This window comes from Streptomyces sp. NPDC053431, from assembly GCF_044544925.1.
Lineage (GTDB): Bacteria > Actinomycetota > Actinomycetes > Streptomycetales > Streptomycetaceae > Streptomyces.
On the sequence record NZ_JBITXX010000011.1, the window covers coordinates 188,738 to 207,145 of the forward strand.

The following is an 18,408-nucleotide window of genomic DNA, read 5'->3' on the forward strand; positions in this document are numbered from 1 at the left end:
AGCCGCGCCTCTGCGCCGCGCGGGCGGAGAAGGGAACGGGACAACACGATGAGCGACGAAACCCCGAACCCCGACAAGGAGCTCAGCGCGCAGAACCTGCCCGGCCAGCGCGGCGACCACGGGGAGGAGGTCCGCGTCCAGCGCGGCATGTTCGGCGCCAACAACGGCGGCGACACCTCCGGCTACGGCGGCCTGGTCCGCTCCGTGCGCCTGCCCGGGCCGGCCACCCGCCCGTACGGCGGCTGGTTCGACGAGGTCGCCGACGAGCTGGAGGGCGCCCTGGAGGAGCAGGGCCTGGTCCCTGAGAACGCCATCGGGAAGACGGTGGTCGACCGCGGGGAGCTCACCTTCCACGTCGAGCGCGAGCACCTCGTCCGGGTCGCCCGCACCCTGCGCGACGACCCCGCCCTGCGCTTCGAGCTGTGTACCGGCGTCTCCGGCGTCCACTACCCCGGCGACAAGGGCCGCGAGCTGCACGCCGTCTACCACCTGCGCTCGCTGACCCACGGCCGGCTGATCCGCCTGGAGGTCTCGGCGCCCGACGCCGACCCGCGCATCCCGTCGCTCGTCCCGGTCTATCCGACCAACGACTGGCACGAGCGCGAGACGTACGACTTCTTCGGCATCGTCTTCGACGGCCACCCCGCCCTCACCCGGATCATGATGCCGGACGACTGGCAGGGCCACCCGCAGCGCAAGGACTACCCCCTCGGCGGCATCGCCGTCGAGTACAAGGGCGCCCAGATCCCGGCTCCGGACCAGCGGAGGTCGTACTCGTGACCAGCCCCAACGCGTCGTCCGCACGCGAGACCACCGAGGGGACCGTCTACACGGTCACCGGCGGCGACTGGGACGAGGTCGTCCAGTCCGCCGCCAAGGCCGACGACGAGCGCATCGTCGTCAACATGGGCCCCCAGCACCCGTCCACCCACGGCGTGCTCCGGCTCATCCTGGAGATCGACGGCGAGACCGTCACCGAGGCCCGCTGCGGCATCGGCTACCTCCACACCGGCATCGAGAAGAACCTCGAGTACCGGACCTGGACGCAGGGCACCACCTTCGTCACGCGCATGGACTACCTCACCTCGTTCTACAACGAGACGGCGTACTGCCTCGGCGTGGAGAAGCTGCTCGGCATCACCGACCAGGTCCCGGACCGGGCGAGCGTCATCCGGGTGCTCCTCATGGAGCTCAACCGGCTCTCCTCGCACCTGGTCTGCATCGCCACCGGCGGCATGGAGCTCGGCGCCACCACGATCATGATCTACGGCTTCCGGGACCGCGAGATGATCCTGGACCTGTACGAGCTGATCACCGGCCTGCGCATGAACCACGCGTTCATCCGCCCCGGCGGCCTGGCCCAGGACCTCCCGCCGGGCGCCGTCGACGCGGTGCGCGAGTTCGTGAAGACCATGAAGAAGAACCTGCCGGAGTACGACAAGCTCGCCACCGGCAACCCCATCTTCAAGGCCCGCATGCAGGACGTCGGCTACCTGGACCTCACCGGCTGCATGGCGCTGGGAGCCACCGGCCCGATCCTGCGCTCCGCGGGCCTCCCGCACGACCTGCGCAAGACCGACCCGTACTGCGGCTACGAGAACTACGACTTCGAGGTCCCGACCGCCGACAGCTGCGACGCCTACGGGCGCTTCCTGGTCCGCCTGGAGGAGATGCGCCAGTCCCTGCGGATCGTCGAGCAGTGCCTCGACCGCCTGCAGCCCGGCCCGGTCATGGTCGGCGACAAGAAGATCGCCTGGCCCGCCCAGCTCGCGCTCGGCCCCGACGGACTCGGCAACTCCCTCGACCACATCAAGAAGATCATGGGCACCTCGATGGAGGCCCTGATCCACCACTTCAAGCTGGTCACCGAGGGCTTCCGGGTCCCCGCCGGACAGGCCTACGCGGCGGTCGAGTCCCCCAAGGGCGAACTCGGCGTCCACGTCGTCTCCGACGGCGGCACCCGCCCCTACCGGGTCCACTTCCGCGACCCGTCCTTCACCAACCTCCAGGCCATGGCCGCGATGTGCGAAGGCGGCCAGGTCGCCGACGTCATCGTCGCCGTCGCGTCCATCGACCCCGTGATGGGAGGCGTCGACCGATGACGGACGGACACACCAGTCTCGGGATGCCCCAGCTGCCCGCCCCCGACTACCCGGCCGAGGTGCGCGCCCGGCTGGAGGCGGACGCGAAGGAGATCATCGCCCGCTACCCGGGGTCCCGCTCCGCGCTCCTGCCGATGCTGCACCTCGTGCAGTCGGAGGAGGGGCACGTGACGCGGACGGGCATGCGGTTCTGCGCCGATCTGCTCGGGCTGACCACCGCCGAGGTCACCGCCGTCGCCACCTTCTACTCCATGTACCGGCGCAAGCCGTCCGGCGACTACCAGGTCGGCGTCTGCACCAACACCCTGTGCGCGGTCATGGGCGGCGACGCCATCTTCGAGGAGCTCAAGGAACACCTGGGCGTCGGCAACGACGAGACCACCGCCGACGGCAAGGTCACCCTGGAGCACATCGAGTGCAACGCGGCCTGCGACTTCGCGCCCGTGGTGATGGTCAACTGGGAGTTCTTCGACAACCAGACGCCCGAGTCCGCCAAGCGGCTCGTCGACGACCTGCGGTCCGGGCGCCCCGTCGCGCCCACCCGCGGCGCGCCCCTGTGCACCTTCAAGGAGACCGCGCGCATCCTGGCCGGCTTCCCCGACGAGCGCGAGGGGGCCGTCGAGGCCACCGGAGGGGCCGGGCCGGCCTCGCTCGTCGGGCTGCGGCTGGCCAAGGGCGAGACCCCGCACCACAAGATCGTCCACCCGCGCGGCGAATCGGCCAGTGGGGAGGGGGAGTGATGACCTTGGCAGCCGAGATCAACAACAGCAGCCCCGAGAAGCTGCTCTCACCCGTCCTGTCGGCCTTCTGGGACCAGCCCGAATCCTGGACCCTGGAGACCTACCGGCGGCACGACGGCTACGAGGGCCTGCGCAAGGCCCTCGCGATGTCGCCCGACGACCTCATCGCGTACGTCAAGGACTCCGGCCTCCGTGGCCGCGGCGGCGCCGGCTTCCCGACCGGGATGAAGTGGCAGTTCATCCCGCAGGGCGACGGCAAGCCGCACTACCTCGTCGTCAACGCCGACGAGTCCGAGCCCGGGACCTGCAAGGACATCCCCCTCCTCTTCGCCAACCCGCACTCGCTCATCGAGGGCATCGTGATCGCCTGCTACGCGATCCGCTCCTCGCACGCCTTCGTCTACCTGCGCGGCGAGGTCGTCCCGGTGCTGCGCCGGCTGCACCACGCGGTGCGGGAGGCGTACGACGCGGGCTACCTCGGCCGGAACATCCTGGGCAGCGGTCTCGACCTGGAACTCACCGTGCACGCCGGCGCCGGCGCGTACATCTGCGGCGAGGAGACCGCCCTGCTCGACTCGCTCGAAGGGCGCCGCGGCCAGCCCCGGCTGCGTCCCCCCTTCCCCGCGGTCGCCGGTCTGTACGCCTGCCCCACCGTCGTGAACAACGTCGAGTCCATCGCCTCGGTTCCCGCGATCCTGCACCGGGGCAAGGACTGGTTCACGTCCATGGGGACCGAGAAGTCCCCCGGCTTCACGCTCTACTCGCTCAGCGGCCACGTCGCCTCGCCGGGCCAGTACGAGGCCCCGCTCGGCATCACGCTGCGCCAGCTCCTCGACATGAGCGGCGGGATGCGGCCCGGCCACCGCCTCAAGTTCTGGACCCCCGGCGGCTCCTCGACCCCGATGTTCACCGAGGAGCACCTCGACGTCCCGCTCGACTACGAGGGCGTCGGCGCCGCCGGCTCCATGCTCGGCACCAAGGCGCTGCAGTGCTTCGACGAGACCACCTGCGTCGTCCGGGCCGTCACCCGCTGGACCGAGTTCTACGCCCACGAGTCCTGCGGCAAGTGCACCCCCTGCCGCGAGGGCACCTACTGGCTCGTCCAGCTGCTCCGCGACATCGAGGCCGGCAAGGGCGTCATGTCCGACCTCGACAAGCTGAACGACATCGCCGACAACATCAACGGCAAGTCCTTCTGCGCCCTCGGCGACGGCGCCGCCTCGCCGATCTTCTCGTCCCTGAAGTACTTCCGCGACGAGTACGAGCAGCACATCACGGGCAAGGGCTGCCCCTTCGACCCCGCCAAGTCGACGGCCTGGGCGGACAAGCACCGGGAGGTGAACGCATGACCGTCACCACGTCCGCCCCCGGAGGGGGAGGTGCGGCGGTGCCGCCGGAGGACCTCGTCACCCTGACGATCGACGGCATCGAGGTCTCCGTCCCCAAGGGGACCCTGGTGATCCGGGCCGCCGAGCAGCTCGGCATCGAGATCCCGCGCTTCTGCGACCACCCGCTCCTCGACCCGGCCGGCGCCTGCCGCCAGTGCATCGTCGAGGTCGAGGGCCAGCGCAAGCCGATGGCCTCCTGCACCATCACCTGCACCGACGGCATGGTGGTGAAGTCGCAGCTGACCTCGCCGGTCGCCGAGAAGGCCCAGCACGGCGTGATGGAGCTGCTGCTCATCAACCACCCGCTGGACTGCCCGGTCTGCGACAAGGGCGGCGAGTGCCCGCTGCAGAACCAGGCCATGTCCCACGGGCAGGCCGAGTCCCGCTTCGAGGGCGTCAAGCGGACCTACGAGAAGCCGATCCCGCTCTCCACCCAGGTGCTCCTGGACCGCGAGCGCTGCGTGCTGTGCGCGCGCTGCACCCGCTTCTCCAACCAGGTGGCCGGCGATCCGATGATCGAGCTGATCGAGCGCGGTGCGCTCCAGCAGGTCGGCCTCGGCAACGGCGACCCCTTCGAGTCGTACTTCTCCGGCAACACCATCCAGATCTGTCCGGTCGGCGCGCTCACCTCGGCCGCGTACCGGTTCCGCTCCCGCCCCTTCGACCTGGTGTCGTCGCCGAGCGTCTGCGAGCTCTGCGCCGGCGGCTGCGCGACCCGCACCGACCACCGGCGCGGCAAGGTCATGCGGCGGCTCGCCGCCGAGGACCCCGAGGTCAACGAGGAGTGGATCTGCGACAAGGGGCGGTTCGGGTTCCGGTACGCGCAGCAGCGCGACCGGCTCACCACCCCGCTGGTCCGCGACCCGGAGACCGGCCGGCTGGAGCAGGCGTCCTGGCCGGAGGCGCTGGAGGCCGCGGCCCGCGGTCTGGTCCGCGGCCGCACCGGCGTCCTGGCCGGCGGCCGGCTGACCGTCGAGGACTCCTACGCGTACGCCAAGTTCGCCCGGGTCGCCCTCGACACCAACGACGTCGACTTCCGGGCCCGCGTCCACTCCGGCGAGGAGGCCGACTTCCTGGCCTCCGTCGTCGCGGGGCGCGGTCGCGACCTGGACGGCAGCGGGGTCACGTACACCTCGCTGGAAGCCGCCCCGGCCGTGCTCCTGGTCGGCCTGGAGTCCGAGGAGGAGGCCCCCGGCGTCTTCCTGCGGCTGCGCAAGGCCTGGCGGAAGAAGGGCCAGCGGACGTTCGCGGTCGCCGCGTTCGCCACCCGCGGCCTGGAGAAGACCGGGGGCACGCTGCTGCCCGCCGCGCCCGGCACCGAGAGCGAGTGGCTCGACGCCCTCACCTCCCGCGCCGGCCTCTCCGCGGACGGACTCGCCGCCGCCGAGGCGCTGCGCCAGGAGGGCGCCGTCATCGCCGTCGGCGAGCGGCTCGCCGGGGTGCCCGGCGCGCTCACCGCCGCCGTACGGGCCGCCACCGCCACCGGCGCCCGACTGGTGTGGATCCCGCGCCGGGCCGGCGAGCGCGGCGCCGTCGAGGCGGGCGCCATCCCGGCGCTGCTGCCCGGCGGCCGGCCCGCGACCGATCCCCGCGCACGTGACGAGGTCGCCGCCGTCTGGGGCGTCCGCGAACTCCCGCACGGCTACGGCCGCGACACCGGCCAGATCGTCGAGGCCGCCGCCACCGGCGAACTCGCCGCGCTGCTCGTCGGCGGCGTCGACGTCGACGACCTGCCGGACCCGGCGCGCGCCCTCGAGGCGCTCGACGCGGCCTTCGTCGTCTCCCTGGAGCTGCGTCCCGGCGCGGTCACCGAGCGGGCCGACGTCGTCCTGCCGGTCGCCGCCGTCGCCGAGAAGCCCGGCACCTTCCTCAACTGGGAGGGCAGGGCCCGGCTGTTCGAGGCCGCGCTCAAGCCGGAGCAGATGACCCGGCCGGCGGCCCCGACCGACGCCCGCGTGCTGCACATGCTGGCCGACGCCATGGACGCCCACCTCGGCCTGCCGGACCTGCGGTCCGTGCGGCGCGAGCTGGACCGGCTCGGCGGCTGGACCGGCGAGCGGGCCACCGAGCCGGCCGAGCCCGGCCAGGTCGCGGCCCGCCCCGGCGACGGCGAGGCCGTGCTCGCCGGGCACCGGCTGCTGCTCGACCTGGGCCGCCTCCAGGAGGGCGACGAGGCCCTGGCCGGCACCCGGCACGCCGCCGTGGCCCGGCTGTCGGCGACGACCGCCGCCGACACCGGCGTCAAGGACGGCGACCTGCTCGACGTCTCCGGCCCGGCCGGCTCGGTCGCCCTCCCGCTGGCCGTCACCGAGATGCCCGACCGGGTGGTCTGGCTCCCGCTGAACTCCACGGGCCACGGCGTCCTCGCCGGCACCGGCGCCCGCCCCGGCGACCTGGTCCGCATCGGCCCGGCCACCCCTTCGACGGAGGTGCAGGCGTGAACACGCTGCTCGCCGCGGAAGACCTGTCCCTGTTCGGGCGCGACCCCTGGTGGCTCGTCGCGATCAAGGCGGTGTTCTGCTTCGCGTTCCTCATGGTGACCGTGCTCTTCTCCATCGTGTGGGAGCGCAAGGTCGTCGCCTGGATGCAGCTGCGCATCGGTCCCAACCGGCACGGCCCCTGGGGCCTGCTCCAGTCGCTCGCCGACGGCGTCAAGCTGATGCTGAAGGAGGACGTGATCGTCCGGCGGGCCGACAAGGTCGTCTACGTGCTCGCCCCGATCATCGCCGCCATCCCGGCGTTCATGGCGATCGCGGTGATCCCGTTCGGCCCGGCCGGCAACGAGGTGTCGATCTTCGGACAGCGCACCACGATGCAGCTCACCGACCTGCCGATCGCGATGCTGTACGTCCTCGCGGTCGCGTCCGTCGGCATCTACGGCATCGTCCTCGCCGGCTGGTCCTCCGGCTCGACGTACCCGCTCCTCGGCGGTCTGCGCTCCTGCGCGCAGATGATCTCCTACGAGATCGCCATGGGCGCCGCCTTCGCCTCCGTCTTCCTCTACTCCGGGTCGATGTCGACCTCGAAGATCGTGGAGGCGCAGGCCGACCGCTGGTACATCGTGCTGCTGCCGGTCTCCTTCATCATCTACATCGTCACCATGGTGGGCGAGACCAACCGCGCCCCCTTCGACATGCCGGAGTCCGAGGGCGACCTGGTCGGCGGCTTCAACACCGAGTACTCGTCCATCAAGTTCGCGCTGTTCATGCTCGCCGAGTACGTGAACATGGTGACCGTCTCCGCCGTGTCGGTGACCCTCTTCCTCGGCGGCTGGCGCGCCCCCTGGCCGGTCAGCACCTTCTGGGAGGGCGCGAACCACGGCTGGTGGCCGATGCTCTGGTTCGTCCTCAAGGTCCAGCTGCTGCTGTTCTTCTTCATCTGGCTGCGCGGCACGCTGCCCCGCGTCCGCTACGACCAGCTGATGAAGCTGGGCTGGAAGGTGCTCATCCCGGTCTCCGTGGTCTGGCTGATGCTGGTCGCGACCGTCCGGGCGCTGCGCAACGAGAACTACGACTTCCAGACCATCGTGCTCTACGTCGCCGGGGCCGTCCTCGCGGTGCTGCTGCTCTCCTTCGTCGCGGACGTCTTCCGCGACAAGAAGGCCAAGGGGCAGGCGCCTTCGGCCGAGGACACCCGTCCGTTCGACCCGATGGCCGGCGGGTTCCCCGTACCGCCCAAGCCCGGCCAGTCCCTGCCGCCCGTACCGCGGCGTCGGTCCCGCAGCGAGCGGGAGCTGATTGTCAGTGGTGGCCCCGATACTGCTACTGCGAGTGATGGAAAGGAGACGGACGGTGTCTGATTTCCAGAATCCGGTGGCCGGCTTCGGCGTGACCTTCAAGGCCATGTTCAAGAAGCGGCTGACCGAGCAGTACCCGGAGCAGCAGAAGACGACGGCGCCCCGCTTCCACGGCCGGCACCAGCTCAACCGTCACCCCGACGGTCTGGAGAAGTGCGTCGGCTGCGAGCTGTGCGCCTGGGCCTGCCCCGCCGACGCCATCTACGTGGAGGGCGCCGACAACACCGACGAGGAGCGCTACTCGCCGGGCGAGCGGTACGGCCGCGTCTACCAGATCAACTACGCCCGCTGCATCCTGTGCGGACTGTGCATCGAGGCCTGCCCCACGCGCGCGCTGACGATGACCAACGAGTTCGAGCTGGCCGACTCCTCCCGCGAGAACCTGATCTACACCAAGGAGCAGCTGCTCGCGGGCCTGGACGAGGGCATGGTGGACACCCCGCACGCCATCTTCCCCGGCACGGACGAGCAGGACTACTACCGCGGCCGGGTCACCGAGGCGGCGCCCGGCACCGTCCGGCAGGTGGCCGTCTCCAAGGGCGAGACGCAGGAGGGCGAGTCGACCTTCGGCGAGTCCGAGCCGGCGTCGGGGAAGGTGGTCGGCCGATGAGCGCGCTCGCCTCGACCGTGCCGCTCGCCGCCGGCACCTCCACCGGTGAGGCCGTCCAGTTCTGGGTGCTCGGCACCGTCGCCGTCATCGGCGCGCTGTGCACGATCCTCATGAGGAAGGCCGTCCACTCGGCGCTCTGCCTCGCCGGGACCATGATCGTCCTGGCGGTCTTCTACCTCGCGAACGGCGCGTACTTCCTGGGCATCGTCCAGATCGTCGTCTACACCGGCGCGATCATGATGCTGTTCCTCTTCGTGGTCATGCTGGTCGGCGTCACCGCCGCCGACTCGCTGAAGGAGACCATCAAGGGCCAGCGCTGGTGGGCCGCCGCCTGCGGGCTCGGCTTCGGCGTCCTGCTGATCGCCGGCCTCGGCCACGCCTCGCTGAGCCGGTTCAACGGGCTCGGTACGGCCAACACGGCCAACGGCGGGAACGTGGAGGGCCTCGCCGCCCTCATCTTCACCAAGTACGTCTTCGCCTTCGAGATCACCGGCGCCCTGCTCATCACCGCGGCGGTCGGCGCGATGGTCCTCACCCACCGCGAGCGCACCGAACGCGCCCGCACCCAGCGCGAGCTGGCCGAGCAGCGCGTCCGGGAAGGCAAGCACCTCCCGCCGCTCCCGGCACCCGGCGTCTACGCCCGGCACAACGCGGTGGACGTCGCCGGCCTGCTGCCCGACGGCACCCCGGCCGAGCTGACCGTCATCTCGACCCTGCGCAAGCGGGGCCAGATCCGTGACGTGTCCGGTGAGGCGCTCGCGGACCTCAAGGCCCTGGAGCGGCGCTCCGAGGAGCGCCTGGGCCGGACGCGGGACGAAGAGGAGGCCTCCCGGTGAACCCCGTCAACTACCTGTACCTGGCCGCCCTGCTGTTCGGCATCGGCGCGGTCGGGGTGCTGATCCGGCGGAACGCGATCGTGCTCTTCATGTGCGTCGAGCTGATGCTCAACGCCTGCAACCTCGCGTTCGTCACCTTCTCCCGTATGCACGGCAATCTCGACGGCCAGATCATCGCCTTCTTCACGATGGTCGTGGCCGCCGCGGAGGTCGTCGTCGGACTCGCGATCATCGTGTCCGTCTTCCGTGCCCGTCACTCGGCCTCGGTCGACGACGCCAGCCTGATGAAGCTGTGAGGGGCTGACCTGTGGACAACCTCATTGCGCTGCTCGTCGGCGCGCCCCTGCTCGGAGCGGCGGTCCTGCTGTGCGGCGGGCGGCGGCTCGACCGGACCGGGCACTGGCTCGGCACCCTGCTGGCCGCCGTCTCCTTCGGGATCGGCCTGGCCCTGTTCGCCGACATGCTCTCCAGGAGCCCGGACGACCGGACCCTGCACCAGCACCTGTTCACCTGGATCCCGGTGGAGAGCTTCCAGGCGGACATCGCCTTCCAGCTCGACCAGCTGTCGATGACCTTCGTGCTCCTGATCACCGGCGTCGGCACGCTCATCCACCTGTACTCCGTCGGCTACATGGAGCACGACGAGCGGCGCCGCCGCTTCTTCGGCTACCTCAACCTGTTCGTCGCGGCGATGCTGCTGCTCGTCCTCGCCGACAACTACCTGCTGCTGTACTTCGGCTGGGAGGGCGTCGGCCTCGCCTCGTACCTCCTGATCGGCTTCTGGCAGCACAAGCCCACCGCGGCCACCGCCGCCAAGAAGGCCTTCCTGGTCAACCGGGTCGGCGACATGGGCCTGTCGATCGCGATCATGCTGATGTTCACCACCTTCGGCACCTTCGCCTTCGGCCCGGTCCTGGGCGCGACGGACGAGGCCTCCGAGGGCAAGCTGACCGCGATCGCGCTGATGCTGCTCCTCGCCGCCTGCGGCAAGTCGGCCCAGGTGCCGCTGCAGTCCTGGCTCGGGGACGCGATGGAGGGCCCGACCCCGGTCTCGGCCCTCATCCACGCGGCCACCATGGTGACCGCCGGCGTCTATCTGATCGTCCGCTCCGGCGAGATCTTCAACGCCGCCCCCGACGCGCAGCTGGTCGTCACCGTGGTCGGCGCCGTCACGCTCCTCTTCGGTGCGATCGTCGGTTGCGCGAAGGACGACATCAAGAAGGCGCTGGCCGGCTCGACGATGTCGCAGATCGGCTACATGGTCCTCGCGGCCGGCCTCGGCCCGATCGGCTACGCCTTCGCGATCATGCACCTGGTCACCCACGGCTTCTTCAAGGCCGGGCTGTTCCTCGGTGCCGGTTCGGTCATGCACGGCATGAACGACGAGGTCGACATGCGCAAGTACGGCGGCCTGCGGAAGTACATGCCGGTCACCTTCGTGACCTTCGGCCTCGGTTACCTCGCGATCATCGGCTTCCCCGGCCTGTCCGGCTTCTTCTCCAAGGACAAGATCATCGAGGCGGCCTTCGCCAAGGGCGGTACCGAGGGCTGGATCCTCGGCGCCTGCGCCCTCCTCGGCGCCGCCGTCACCGCGTACTACATGACCCGCGTGATGATCATGACCTTCTTCGGCGAGAAGCGCTGGCAGCCCGCGCCGGACGCCGACAAGGCGCCCAGCGCCGAACCGGCCGCCGAGCACGCCGCGGGAGAGCTGCCGCACCCGCACGAGTCGCCGAAGACCATGACGATCCCGATGATCCTGCTCGCCTTCGGATCGGTCTTCGCCGGTGCCTTCTTCAGCATCGGGGAGCGCTTCGTGAAGTGGCTGGAGCCGGTCACCGGCTTCGAGCACGGACACCCGCCGATCGGCGCCGGCGCGATCACCACCGCCACCGTCGCCGTCATGCTCCTCGGCGTCGGCGTCGCGTACCTCCAGTACGGGCGCCGCCCGGTCCCGGTGGTCGCCCCGCGCGGCTCGCTGCTCACCCGGGCCGCCCGCCGCGACCTGCTCCAGGACGACTTCAACCACGTCGTCTTCGTCCGTGGCGGCACGCACCTGACCCGCTCCCTCGTCTACGTCGACCACAGCCTCGTCGACGGGGTGGTCAACGGCACCGCGGCCTCGGTCGGCGGGTTCTCCGGCCGGCTGCGCAAGCTCCAGAACGGCTACGCCCGGTCGTACGCGGTCTCCATGTTCGGAGGTACGGCGGTGCTCGTCGCCGTCACCCTGCTGATGAGGGCGGTGTAACACCATGTCCCAAGTGGTCAACGCGGGCTTCCCGCTCCTTACGGCGACAGCGGCTGTGCCGGCGGCCGGCGCGGTCCTCACCGCCGCCGTGCCCGCCGCCCGCCGCACCGCCGCCAAGTGGCTCGCGCTGCTCGTCTCGCTCGTCACGCTCGTGCTCGCCGCCGTCGTCTTCGTACGGTTCGAGCCCGGCGGCGACCGCTACCAGCTCGTCGAATCGCACGCCTGGATCAAGGACTTCGGCGTCCGCTACGAGCTGGGCGTGGACGGCATCGGGGTGGCGCTCATCGCGCTCACCGCGCTGCTCATCCCGTTCATCGTCCTGGCCGGCTGGCACGACGCCGACCCCTTGGAGACCTCCTCCAAGCGGTGGCGGCCCACCCAGGGCTTCTTCGCCCTGATCCTCATGGTCGAGGCGATGGTGATCCTCTCCTTCGAGGCCACCGACGTCTTCCTCTTCTACATCCTGTTCGAAGCCATGCTCATCCCGATGTACTTCCTCATCGGCGGCTTCGGCGACCGCGCCCACTCCGGCACGGACGAGAACGCGGCCGCGCAGCGCTCCTACGCGGCGGTCAAGTTCCTGCTCTACAACCTGGTCGGCGGCCTGATCATGCTGGCCGCGGTCATCGGGCTCTACGTGGTCGCCGGCGACTTCTCGCTGACGGAGATCGCCGCGGCGCGGGCCAACGGCTCGCTGGAGATGGCCACCAGCACCGAGCGGTGGCTGTTCCTCGGCTTCTTCTTCGCCTTCGCCGTGAAGGCGCCGCTGTGGCCGCTGCACACCTGGCTGCCCAACGCGATGGGGGAGGCCACCGCTCCGGTCGCCGTCCTCATCACCGCCGTCGTCGACAAGGTCGGCACCTTCGCGATGCTCCGCTTCTGCCTCGGCCTCTTCCCCGAGGCCTCGAAGTGGGCCACCCCCGCGATCGTCGCCCTCGCCCTCGTCAGCATCGTCTACGGGGCGCTGCTCGCCGTCGGCCAGCGGGACATCAAGCGCCTGGTCGCGTACGCGTCGATCTCCCACTTCGGCTTCATCATCATGGGCATCTTCGCGATGACCAGCCAGGGCCAGTCCGGCGCCACGCTGTACATGGTCAACCACGGGATCTCGACGGCCGCGCTGATGCTGGTCGCCGGCTTCCTGATCTCCCGGCGCGGCTCGCGGCTCATCGCCGACTACGGCGGTGTGCAGAAGGTCGCCCCGGTGCTCGCCGGCACCTTCCTGATCGGCGGTCTCGCCACCCTGTCGCTGCCCGGACTCGCCCCGTTCGTCAGCGAGTTCCTGGTCCTGGTCGGCACCTTCTCGCGCTACCCGGTGGCCGGGATCGTCGCCACCACCGGCATCGTCCTCGCCGCGCTCTACGTCCTCGTCCTCTACCAGCGGACGATGACCGGGCCGGTGAAGGAGGAGGTGCGCGGGCTGCCCGACCTGCGGGTGCGCGAGCTCGCGGTGGTCGCCCCGCTGATCGCGGTGCTGATCTTCCTCGGGGTCTTCCCGAAGCCGCTGACGGACGTCGTCAACCCGGCGGTGCAGCACACCATGTCCGATGTCCAGCAGAAGGACCCGAGCCCCGAAGTGGAGGCGGCCAAGTGAGCGCTTCAGCCGTCGCACCCGCTGTCCACACCCTGTGGACGACGGCGGCCGCCGGACCGATCGACAAGATCCCGGCACCCCACATCGAGTACACCCAGCTGTCGCCCGTGCTCATCGTGGTGGGCGCGGCCGTCCTCGGCGTCCTCGTCGAGGCCTTCGTGCCGCGCAAGGCCCGCCACCACACCCAGGTGTTCCTGAGCGTCCTGGCCCTCGCCGCCGCCTTCGCCGCGGTGGTCGGTCTCGCCGCCGGCGGCTACGGCTCCACCAAGGCCCACATCGCGGCCATGGGCGCCGTCGCCGTCGACGGACCGGCGCTCTTCCTGCAGGGCACGATCCTGCTGGCCGCGATCGTCTCGATCCTCACCTTCGCGGAGCGCAGGCTCGACCCGGCCGACCACGGCCACCGGGTCGACTCGTTCGCCGCCGAGGCCGCCGCGGTCCCCGGCAGCGAGCAGGAGAAGGCGGCGGTCAAGGCCGGCTTCACCACCACCGAGGTCTTCCCGCTCGCCCTGTTCGCCGTCTCCGGCATGCTGGTCTTCCCGGCCGCCAACGACCTCCTGACCCTCTTCGTCGCCCTGGAGGTCTTCTCCCTCCCGCTCTACCTCCTCTGCGCCGTCGCCCGCCGCAAGCGCCTGCTGTCGCAGGAGGCCGCGGTCAAGTACTTCCTGCTCGGCGCCTTCTCCTCGGCCTTCCTGCTCTTCGGGATCGCCCTGCTCTACGGCTACGCGGGCTCCGTCTCGTACGCCACCATCGCCGACGTCGTCGGCGGCGACGTCACCGCGATCGACCCGGCGCTCGCCGACACCATGGGCAACGACGTGCTGCTGCTCATCGGCTTCGCCATGGTGATGACGGGCCTGCTCTTCAAGGTCGGCGCCGTCCCGTTCCACATGTGGACCCCGGACGTCTACCAGGGCGCCCCGACCCCCGTCACCGGCTTCATGGCCGCCGCGACGAAGGTCGCCGCTTTCGGCGCGATGCTGCGCCTGCTGTACGTGGTGCTGCCGGGCCTCACCTGGGACTGGCGGCCGGTCATGTGGGCCGTCGCCATCGTCACCATGCTGGGCGGTGCGATCGTCGCCATCACCCAGACCGACATCAAGCGCCTGCTCGCGTACTCGTCGATCGCGCACGCCGGCTTCATCCTGGCCGGTGTCATCGCCGCCACGCCCAGCGGCGTCTCGTCGGTGCTGTTCTACCTCGGCGCCTACTCCTTCGTGACGATCGGCGCCTTCGCCGTCGTCACGCTGGTGCGGGACGCGGGCGGCGAGGCCACCCACCTCTCCAAGTGGGCGGGCCTGGGCCGTCGTTCGCCGCTGGTCGCGGCGGTCTTCGCGGTCTTCCTGCTCGCCTTCGCCGGCATCCCGCTCACCTCCGGCTTCTCCGGGAAGTTCGCCGTCTTCAAGGCGGCGGCGGAGGGCGGCGCGGGCGGCCTCGTCGTGGTCGGTGTCATCTCCTCGGCGGTCGCCGCGTTCTTCTACATCCGGGTGATCGTTCTGATGTTCTTCAGCGAGCCGAAGCCCGACGGCCCCACGGTCGCCGTGCCCTCGGGCCTCACCTCGATCGCCATCACGGCCGGTGTCGTGGTCACGCTGGTGCTCGGCTTCGCGCCGCAGTACTTCCTCGACCTGGCCGGGCAGGCGGGCGTGTTCGTGCGATAGCGCCCCTGAGCCCCCGAGGGCCCGGTCCCCGCGTGTGCGGAGACCGGGCCCTCGGCATGTGCGGGAGCCGGTGCGGCGACGCGGGGGTGACCGGGCGGGGCAGCCGTGTCATCGTGAGAAACCGCCGGATTGGTCTCGACCAGTTGAGGAGGGCCGCAAGCATGCGTGGCACCACCACGTCGCCCGACACACCCTGTGCCGCGCCCCGGCGCGGGGAACCGCCCGTGCACCGCCTGGAGGTGCGGCTGCCCGACGACGTGCCGTTCGCCGTCGGCACCTTCGACACCATCGGCCCCCTGTCCCGGGCCGCCTTCCCGCACCGGCACACCTTCTACGAGATCGTGCACGTCACCCACGGCACCGGCACCCATGTCGTCGACCTGAACCGCTGGGAGCTCCGCCCGCCGCACCTCGGCCTGATCCTGCCCGGGCAGCTCCACCACTGGGAGGACGTCCACGGCCTCGACGGCTCCGTCCTCCTCTTCACACCCGAGTTCCTCCTCGACCACCCCGGCGACCAGGACCTCCTGCGCCGCATCGGGGCACGCCCGTGGCTGTGCCTCGACCCGGCCGCGCACCGCCGCACCGCGCGCCTGATCGCCGAACTCAGCGAGGAGTACGGGCACGGCGACGCCGGATTCGCCGGCGTGCTGCGCTCGCTGCTGCACGTGCTGCTGGTCCGGACGGCCCGGCTCGGCGGCCCTGCCGAGCCGGCGGCGCCGCCCGGGCGCACCTCGGCCGTCGCCGACGCGTTCGCCCGGCTGATCGCCCGTACCGACGCGGACGGCGCCGTGGCCGGACTCCGCTCCGTACGGGAGTGCGCCGAGCGGCTCGGGGTCACCCCCGGCTATCTCACCGAGGCGGTACGGGCGGCCCTCGGCCGCACCCCGGCCGGCCTGCTCCGCGAGGCCCGCACCAGGGAGGCCCAACGCCTCCTCGCCCGCACGTCCCTGTCGGTGCGCCAGGTCGCCGCCAGGACCGGCTTCGACGACCCCGCGTACTTCTGCCGCTTCTTCCGCCGGGAGACCGGCATGAGCCCCGGCGACTTCCGAAAGCACCACGACCACCGTGCTGCGTCCATCGAAGCCGAACCCGGGCCCGCCTAGGTTTCTGGTCGATCGTTCCGCCCCCCCACAGAGGAGCAGGCATGGACCGAGAGACCTCGACCGGACACGTCACCCGCAAGGCCGTGCTGCGCGCCGCGCTCGCGGCCGGCATGGCCGCCCCCGCGGTGCTGATAGGCGTCCCCGCGCTCGCCCGCACCCTCGACGCCGGCACCGTCGCGCTTCCGCTGACCCCGGCGTGCGACGACGGCGACGACCCCACACCGGCCCAGACGGAGGGCCCCTACTTCAAGCCGAACTCACCCCTGCGCACCAGCCTGGCGGAGCCGGGAACGCCCGGCGTGCGGCTGACCGTGAGCGGCTACGTCTTCGGACGGGCCTGCCGGCCGGTCGCCGGCGCCCTGCTCGACTTCTGGCAGGCCGACACCAACGGCGCCTACGACAACACCGGATTCCGCTTCCGCGGCCACCAGTTCAGCGGCGCGGACGGCTCCTTCGTGCTCTCCACGATCGTGCCGGGCCTCTACCCCGGCCGCACCCGGCACCTCCACGTCAAGGTGCAGGCGCCGGGCCGCCCGGTGCTCACCACCCAGCTGTACTTCCCGGGCGAACCCCGCAACAACACGGACTCGATCTTCGACGCCCGGCTGCTGATGAGCGTGCGGGACGTGGGCGGCGGGGCGAAGGAGGCGGCCTTCGACTTCGTCCTGGACGTGCCGCAGGACCCGGGTCCGAGCCCGACACCGACCCCCACGGCGACCGCCCCGGGGGGCACCTGGGCGGCCGGGACCGCGTACCGGGCCGGGGACGCGGTCACCTACGCCGGGCGGGGCTATGTGTGCCTCCAGGCCCACACGGCCCAGCCCGGCTGGGAGCCGCCTGCCGTGCCCGCCCTGTGGCGGGCGGCCTGAGCAGGCTCAGGCGGCGCTGTTCGGCGCGATCCGGCCGGTGACCTCGCCGAGGGCGACGCGGACGCCGTCCGGGCCCGGGGCCCAGGCGGTCAGCGTGACCTCGTCGCCGTCCTCCAGGAACGTGCGCTTGCCGCCGGTGAGTTCGAGGGCGTCGCGCCCGTTCCAGGTGAGTTCGAGCAGCGAGCCGCGCTGACCCACCTCGGGGCCGGAGACGGTGCCGGAGCCGTACAGGTCGCCGGTGCGCAGCGAGGCGCCGTTGACGGTCATGTGGGCGAGCTGCTGGGCGGCCGTCCAGTACATGGTGGAGAACGGCGGCTCGGCCACGACCTCGCCGTTGATGGCGACGGTGATCCGCAGGTCGAAGCCGCCGGGCTCCTCCTCGCCGGAGTCGTCCAGGTACGGCAGCAGCGGGAAGTCCCGCGCCGGCGGGGCGACCCGGGCCGCGTCCAGGGCCTCCAGGGGGGTCACCCAGGCCGAGACGGAGGTCTGGAAGGACTTGCCGAGGAACGGGCCGAGCGGCACGTACTCCCAGGCCTGGATGTCCCGCGCCGACCAGTCGTTGAGCAGCGTCAGACCGAAGACGTGCTCCCGGAAGTCGGCGAGCGGGACCGGCGTGCCGAGCGCGGACGGGGTGCCGACGAGGAAGCCGACCTCGGCCTCGATGTCCAGCTTGACCGAGGGCCCGAAGACGGGCGCCGCGTCGGCCGGCGTCTTGCGCTGGCCGGCCGGCCGGACCACGTCCGTGCCGGAGACCACGACGGTGCCGGAGCGCCCGTGGTAACCGATCGGCAGGTGCTTCCAGTTCGGCGTGAGCGGCTCGCCGTCCGGACGGAAGATATGTCCGACATTCGTGGCATGGTGCTCGCTCGCGTAGAAGTCGACGTAGTCGGCGACCTCGTACGGCAGGTGCAGGGTGACCGCGTCCAGCGGGTGCAGCAGCGGCTCCACGACCGGCCGGTGCGCGGGCACGGTCACCCAGCCGGTCAGCGCGCGCCGCACGTCGCGCCAGGCGGTGCGGCCGGCCGCGAGCAGCGGGTTGAGGCTGGGCTGCGCGAGCAGCGCCGCGTACGGCGACCCGAGCGCGTGCGCCGCGGCCCCCGCGTCGAGCACGTGCCCGCCGATCCGGACGCCGAGCCGACGCCGGTCGGGCTCGTCGGCGGTGGAGAAGACGCCGTACGGAAGGTTGTGCGGGCCGAAGGGGTCGCCCTCGGCCAGATCGAGCGGGCTCTGCTCGGGCATCGGTGCTTGCCTCGCTTTCCAGGTGTGTGGGGGACACGTTACGGGGCGGGCGTCGAGCGGCGGATGACATGTGTCACACAGAAACTGAGGCCTCCGTGGGCAACTGTCCGTATTCGCGGGTTTTATGACGCCTATGAAGCGCCTGTGTCGACAAAGCGCCTGTCGCGGACTCGTCAATCTGGCTATTGCCGGGCCTTATTCCGGTCATACGATCGCTGC

Annotated in this window: 15 protein-coding genes; 14 read left to right on the forward strand and 1 reads right to left on the reverse strand. The window is 71.2% G+C overall.

Annotation, left to right across the window (positions count from 1 at the left end; all coding sequences use genetic code 11):
- The first annotated feature begins 48 nt into the window (after positions 1 to 48).
- The 14 genes from ACIGXE_RS24745 (at position 49) to ACIGXE_RS24810 (ending at position 16,950) form a co-directional block, all read left to right on the forward strand.
- Positions 49 to 780, forward strand: coding sequence for an NADH-quinone oxidoreductase subunit C (locus ACIGXE_RS24745; RefSeq protein ID WP_399750897.1), 732 nt, complete (start codon positions 49 to 51; stop codon positions 778 to 780).
- Positions 777 to 2,102: an NADH-quinone oxidoreductase subunit D gene (locus ACIGXE_RS24750; protein ID WP_399750899.1), complete on the forward strand. Its 1,326-nt coding sequence runs from the start codon at positions 777 to 779 to the stop codon at positions 2,100 to 2,102. The genes ACIGXE_RS24745 and ACIGXE_RS24750 overlap by 4 nt, the downstream gene beginning before the upstream one ends.
- Positions 2,099 to 2,842: an NADH-quinone oxidoreductase subunit NuoE gene (gene nuoE / locus ACIGXE_RS24755; protein ID WP_399750901.1), complete on the forward strand. Its 744-nt coding sequence runs from the start codon at positions 2,099 to 2,101 to the stop codon at positions 2,840 to 2,842. Before ACIGXE_RS24750 ends, nuoE begins: the two co-directional genes overlap by 4 nt.
- Positions 2,842 to 4,191 carry an NADH-quinone oxidoreductase subunit NuoF gene (gene nuoF / locus ACIGXE_RS24760; RefSeq protein ID WP_399750903.1) on the forward strand — a complete coding sequence of 450 codons (1,350 nt, stop codon included), beginning with the start codon at positions 2,842 to 2,844 and terminating at the stop codon, positions 4,189 to 4,191. The genes nuoE and nuoF overlap by 1 nt, the downstream gene beginning before the upstream one ends.
- On the forward strand, positions 4,188 to 6,671 hold the full coding sequence (locus ACIGXE_RS24765) for an NADH-quinone oxidoreductase subunit G (protein ID WP_399750905.1): 2,484 nt from the start codon (positions 4,188 to 4,190) through the stop codon (positions 6,669 to 6,671). Before nuoF ends, ACIGXE_RS24765 begins: the two co-directional genes overlap by 4 nt.
- On the forward strand, positions 6,668 to 8,029 hold the full coding sequence (nuoH, locus tag ACIGXE_RS24770; RefSeq protein WP_399750907.1) for an NADH-quinone oxidoreductase subunit NuoH: 1,362 nt from the start codon (positions 6,668 to 6,670) through the stop codon (positions 8,027 to 8,029). Before ACIGXE_RS24765 ends, nuoH begins: the two co-directional genes overlap by 4 nt.
- On the forward strand, positions 8,022 to 8,636 hold the full coding sequence (nuoI, locus tag ACIGXE_RS24775; protein ID WP_399750908.1) for an NADH-quinone oxidoreductase subunit NuoI: 615 nt from the start codon (positions 8,022 to 8,024) through the stop codon (positions 8,634 to 8,636). The genes nuoH and nuoI overlap by 8 nt, the downstream gene beginning before the upstream one ends.
- A complete protein-coding gene (locus tag ACIGXE_RS24780) occupies positions 8,633 to 9,472 on the forward strand; it encodes an NADH-quinone oxidoreductase subunit J (RefSeq protein ID WP_399750910.1) in 840 nt (279 codons plus the stop codon). Before nuoI ends, ACIGXE_RS24780 begins: the two co-directional genes overlap by 4 nt.
- Positions 9,469 to 9,768, forward strand: coding sequence for an NADH-quinone oxidoreductase subunit NuoK (gene nuoK, locus ACIGXE_RS24785; protein WP_399750911.1), 300 nt, complete (start codon positions 9,469 to 9,471; stop codon positions 9,766 to 9,768). The genes ACIGXE_RS24780 and nuoK overlap by 4 nt, the downstream gene beginning before the upstream one ends.
- An 11-nt stretch (positions 9,769 to 9,779) precedes the next feature.
- Positions 9,780 to 11,720, forward strand: coding sequence for an NADH-quinone oxidoreductase subunit L (nuoL, locus tag ACIGXE_RS24790; protein WP_399750913.1), 1,941 nt, complete (start codon positions 9,780 to 9,782; stop codon positions 11,718 to 11,720).
- A gap of 4 nt (positions 11,721 to 11,724) precedes the next feature.
- Entirely contained in the window at positions 11,725 to 13,314 is a 1,590-nt protein-coding gene (locus tag ACIGXE_RS24795; protein ID WP_399750914.1) for an NADH-quinone oxidoreductase subunit M, read from the forward strand.
- Positions 13,311 to 14,975 (forward strand): NADH-quinone oxidoreductase subunit NuoN, encoded by a 1,665-nt coding sequence (gene nuoN / locus ACIGXE_RS24800; protein WP_399750916.1) that lies wholly within the window; start codon positions 13,311 to 13,313, stop codon positions 14,973 to 14,975. The genes ACIGXE_RS24795 and nuoN overlap by 4 nt, the downstream gene beginning before the upstream one ends.
- 161 nt (positions 14,976 to 15,136) lie before the next feature.
- Complete coding sequence (locus ACIGXE_RS24805; protein WP_399750918.1) at positions 15,137 to 16,081, forward strand: AraC family transcriptional regulator; 945 nt, start codon at positions 15,137 to 15,139, stop codon at positions 16,079 to 16,081.
- Positions 16,082 to 16,122: 41 nt separating this feature from the next.
- Positions 16,123 to 16,950 carry a carbohydrate-binding protein gene (locus ACIGXE_RS24810; RefSeq protein WP_399750920.1) on the forward strand — a complete coding sequence of 276 codons (828 nt, stop codon included), beginning with the start codon at positions 16,123 to 16,125 and terminating at the stop codon, positions 16,948 to 16,950.
- Positions 16,951 to 16,956: 6 nt separating this feature from the next.
- On the opposite strand, the gene fahA is transcribed toward ACIGXE_RS24810, so the two are convergent.
- Positions 16,957 to 18,189, reverse strand: coding sequence for a fumarylacetoacetase (gene fahA / locus ACIGXE_RS24815; RefSeq protein ID WP_399750922.1), 1,233 nt, complete (start codon positions 18,187 to 18,189; stop codon positions 16,957 to 16,959).
- Between the last annotated feature and the right edge of the window lie 219 nt (positions 18,190 to 18,408).